The sequence below is a fragment of the Haloferula sp. genome (genome assembly GCF_049672945.1).
Lineage (GTDB): Bacteria > Verrucomicrobiota > Verrucomicrobiia > Verrucomicrobiales > Akkermansiaceae > Haloferula.
The window spans coordinates 1-3,338 of the sequence record NZ_JBATWY010000002.1 but is presented as its reverse complement, the minus strand read 5'-3'; the positions used below and the strand labels follow the sequence as shown (position 1 = coordinate 3,338).

Annotated in this window: 4 protein-coding genes and 2 rRNA genes; 3 read left to right on the top strand and 3 right to left on the bottom strand. The window is 60.8% G+C overall.

Annotation, left to right across the window (positions count from 1 at the left end):
* Positions 1 to 186: IS66 family insertion sequence element accessory protein TnpB (tnpB, locus tag WBG04_RS00070; protein ID WP_424312286.1), on the bottom strand; the 186-nt coding region annotated here is incomplete at its 3' end.
* A 9-nt stretch (positions 187 to 195) separates the two neighbouring features.
* On the opposite strand from tnpB (WBG04_RS00070), the gene WBG04_RS00065 reads away from it, so the two are divergent.
* From WBG04_RS00065 to tnpC, 3 genes are read left to right on the top strand one after another with little or no spacing between them, the layout of a single operon-like run.
* Entirely contained in the window at positions 196 to 396 is a 201-nt protein-coding gene (locus WBG04_RS00065; protein ID WP_424312285.1) for a hypothetical protein, read from the top strand.
* Entirely contained in the window at positions 393 to 767 is a 375-nt protein-coding gene (gene tnpB / locus WBG04_RS00060; protein WP_424312284.1) for an IS66 family insertion sequence element accessory protein TnpB, read from the top strand. The genes WBG04_RS00065 and tnpB (WBG04_RS00060) overlap by 4 nt, the downstream gene beginning before the upstream one ends.
* Positions 764 to 2,332: an IS66 family transposase gene (gene tnpC, locus WBG04_RS00055; RefSeq protein WP_424312287.1), complete on the top strand. Its 1,569-nt coding sequence runs from the start codon at positions 764 to 766 to the stop codon at positions 2,330 to 2,332. The genes tnpB (WBG04_RS00060) and tnpC overlap by 4 nt, the downstream gene beginning before the upstream one ends.
* A 168-nt stretch (positions 2,333 to 2,500) precedes the next feature.
* Here the strand turns inward: tnpC and rrf are convergent.
* Together rrf and WBG04_RS00045 are read right to left on the bottom strand one after the other, a co-directional pair.
* Positions 2,501 to 2,616: ribosomal RNA gene (rrf, locus tag WBG04_RS00050) — 5S ribosomal RNA — on the bottom strand.
* Positions 2,617 to 2,959: 343 nt separating this feature from the next.
* Positions 2,960 to 3,338 (bottom strand): 23S ribosomal RNA (locus WBG04_RS00045); the annotation flags it as partial.

Here is a 3,338-nt window from a genome sequence, read left to right as displayed (position 1 = left end):
CAGGCTGCGCGAACCCGGCGACGGTGAGGGCCACGAGAACGTGCCTGTCTCGAGCCGCTTGGCCAGGACGCACACGCCAGTGCGGTCGTAGTAGAGGATCTTCAGGCGGTTGTGGCGTTTGTTGGTGGTAAGCGGGGTAAACTCGCACCTTGCTGAGATCTGGTTTCCTAGCCGGTCCGGTTCCACGCTGGCCGGATGGCCAAGAAATCCATACCCAAGCCGTGGCGCGTCGCCGACGTGACCTTCGTCGAGATCGAGATCACCCACCGCTCCGACCGCCAGATGCGCGTCGAGTTCGAGTGCGGGCTGCGCGTCGTCATCGCCGACGATAGCCAGGTTCCGCTCGCCGCTCGCCTCATCGAAACCCTGCGCCGCGAAAAGGAGGGACTACAATGATCGGGTTCCCCGCCGGAGTGCGCGTCTATCTCGCCGTCGAGCCCCACGACATGCGCAAGTCCTTCAACGGACTCTCCGCCATCGCCCGCGAACTCGTCGCGCGCGGACTGGAGGACGGCGCCATGTTCGCCTTCACCAACAAACGCCGCAACCGCTTGAAGATCCTTTACTACGACCGCACCGGCGTGTGCGTCCTGGCCAAGCGGCTCGAGACAGGCACGTTCTCGTGGCCATCACCGTCTCCGGGTTCGCGGAGCCTGTCGCTGGCTCCCGAGGCGCTGCAGCTCCTGCTCGACGGCATCGACCTGCGCGGTGCGCAAATGCGACCCTGGTACGAGCGTGACGAACCGGGTGGAAATAAGTCCGCCTGAACTACACTGGATCTAGTAGTTGGCCCGCCGCGTGCTTTCCATCAGCCATCGAAACTCCGGAGCAAACCATCGCGCGCCAGGCGCAGGAGATAGAGCTTCTCAAGCAGAAGGTCGACTTCCTGACCCGCCAGCTCTTCGGCTCGAAGAGCGACAAGATCGACGACGCGCAGCTTAGGTTGCTCTTCGGCGATGGTGAGGCCGACGCGCCGGGAAAAGACCAGGCCTCCTCCGGCGCGGACGAACCGGAGGGGGCCGCAAAAGACGACGGTAAGAAAAAGCGCAAGCGCGGCGGGCACCGCTCGCGCATTACCGGGCTGGACAAACTGTTGGTGGAGACCACCGAGATCATTCCCGACCTTGTCCGCGAGAACCCCGACGACTTCGAGCGCATCGGCGAGAAAGTCACCGATCAGCTCGACGTGGTACCCGCGAAATACTTTCTCAAGCGCACCGTGCGACCCGTTTTTCGACGCAAGAGCGCCCGCGAACTGCCGCCAGTAGTAGCCCTGGCACCTGCCACGCCGTTGGTTGGAGGTCTTCCCTCCGCGGCGCTGCTCGCCCTACTGTTAGTTGCCAAATACATCGACCACCTCCCGCTCTACCGCCAGCAGGGTATCTTCCTGCGGGCCGGGCTGGGCATCCCGCGCGACTTGATCATCCACTGGATTCACAAAGCCATCGGCCTTCTGCTTCCCGTCGTCGAGGCCATCCACGCGGAAGTCCGCGCCAACGACTACCTCCAAGTTGATGAAACCACCGTGCGCTACCTGCGCCCCGGCACCGGTAAATCATGGACCGGCTACCTCTGGCAGGTAAGGCGCCCGGGCGGCGGCGTCTTCTACCACTGGGGCGTGGGCCGGAGCCGCGCCGAACTCGCCGAATGCCTCGGCAGGCATTTCAGCGGGCACGTGCAATGCGACGGCTACACAGTTTACGAGTCCTACTCCCGCTCGCATCCCGAGGTGAAGCTCATCGCCTGCCTGGCACACATCCGTCGCGGCTTCACCGACTCGCTCAAGTTGGGACCCTGTCGTGATGCGGCGCTCATCGTTCGCCTGTTCAAACAACTCTATCGGATCGAAGCGGAGCTGCGCGAGAAGAAGGCCGGACCCGCCCTGCGCGAGAGCGTGCGCACGTGGCAAAGCGCCCCGTTAGTGCGTCGCATCGGTCGAATGATGCGCATCATGCTGCCCAAACACCGGCCATCGACGCCGACCGGAAAGGCGCTGGGCTATGCCCTGAGGCATTGGACGAAATTCGAGCGCTACCTTGAGGATGGTCGGTTCGAGATCGACAACAACGAGGTCGAAAACGGCATGCGCCCGGTGAAGCTGGGCATGAAGAACTGGCTGTTTTTCGGCAGCGAGGACGCCGGCCACCACGCAGCGGCGATTTACACCTTGGTCGAGAACTGCAAGCTCCACGACCTACCCGTCGAGGCCTACCTCAAGGAGCTACTGACCGCCCTTCCCGGCGTCACCGACCCAGAAGTTATCGCCTCGCTTACGCCCGCCCGCATCGCCGCCGCCCGCAGGAACGCTCCCCGTCGCGACCGCTCCGCCTGAGTGCTGTCAAGGGGCACGCGTTTACCCCGCTTACGATTCTCAAGCGGATAGCGCAAATCGGCAGGATTGGCAGAGAGCCGAGGCGGCAGTTAAGGGGCTTTCTGGTTCAACGAGCATGCCGTACAAAAAAGAGCCCGGCATCTTCATATCTGAAGATGCCGGGCATAGACCTGGCGACGACCTACTCTCACAGGACCTATCGTCCCACTACCATCGGCGCTGCAGTGTTTCACTTCCGGGTTCGGAATGGGACCGGGTGGTTCCACCGCGCTATGGTCACCAGAGGAGGCGCTTCGCGCCTCAATGTTCACTTTTCCAATGTCTCAATGTTCAAACATCAAGGGCATCGGGAAACTGAAACGCCTCCTCTAATTACCTTAGTTAATCTTATGTCAATCGTGCCTCGCTTGTCGTGACCAGTTCCAGCGCACCAGCACTTTCTACTCATCACTTTTTACTCGGCACTCCCGCCGTCAGGCGGGCTTTCGCCCACTCTCTGGCATCCACATGGAGATTTATTCTGTTTGTCCATCCTGTCCCTTTCCTTGCTCACTTGACCGATCATTTCTGATGATCGACGAGCCTCACAGTCCTTTGGAAATCACAATCGACTTCGAAAAGAAAAGAGGAATCAAGCCAGACGGATGATTAGTAGTGCTCGGCTACGCCTGTTACCAGACTTCGACCTACACCCTATCAACGTGGTCGTCTTCCACGATCCTTCAGGGAAAACTCATCTTGGGAATAGCTTGGCGCTTAGATGCTTTCAGCGCTTATCTAGTCCGAACTTAGCTACCCGGCCATGCCGTTGACACGACAACCGGTGCACCAGAGGTTCGTCAATTCCGGTCCTCTCGTACTAGGAATTGAACCCCTCAGTTTTCCTGCGCCCACAGAGGATAGAGGACCGAACTGTCTCGCGACGTTCTGAACCCAGCTCGCGTGCCGCTTTAACCGGCGAACAGCCGGACCCTTGGGACCTTCTCCAGCCCCAGGATGCGACGAG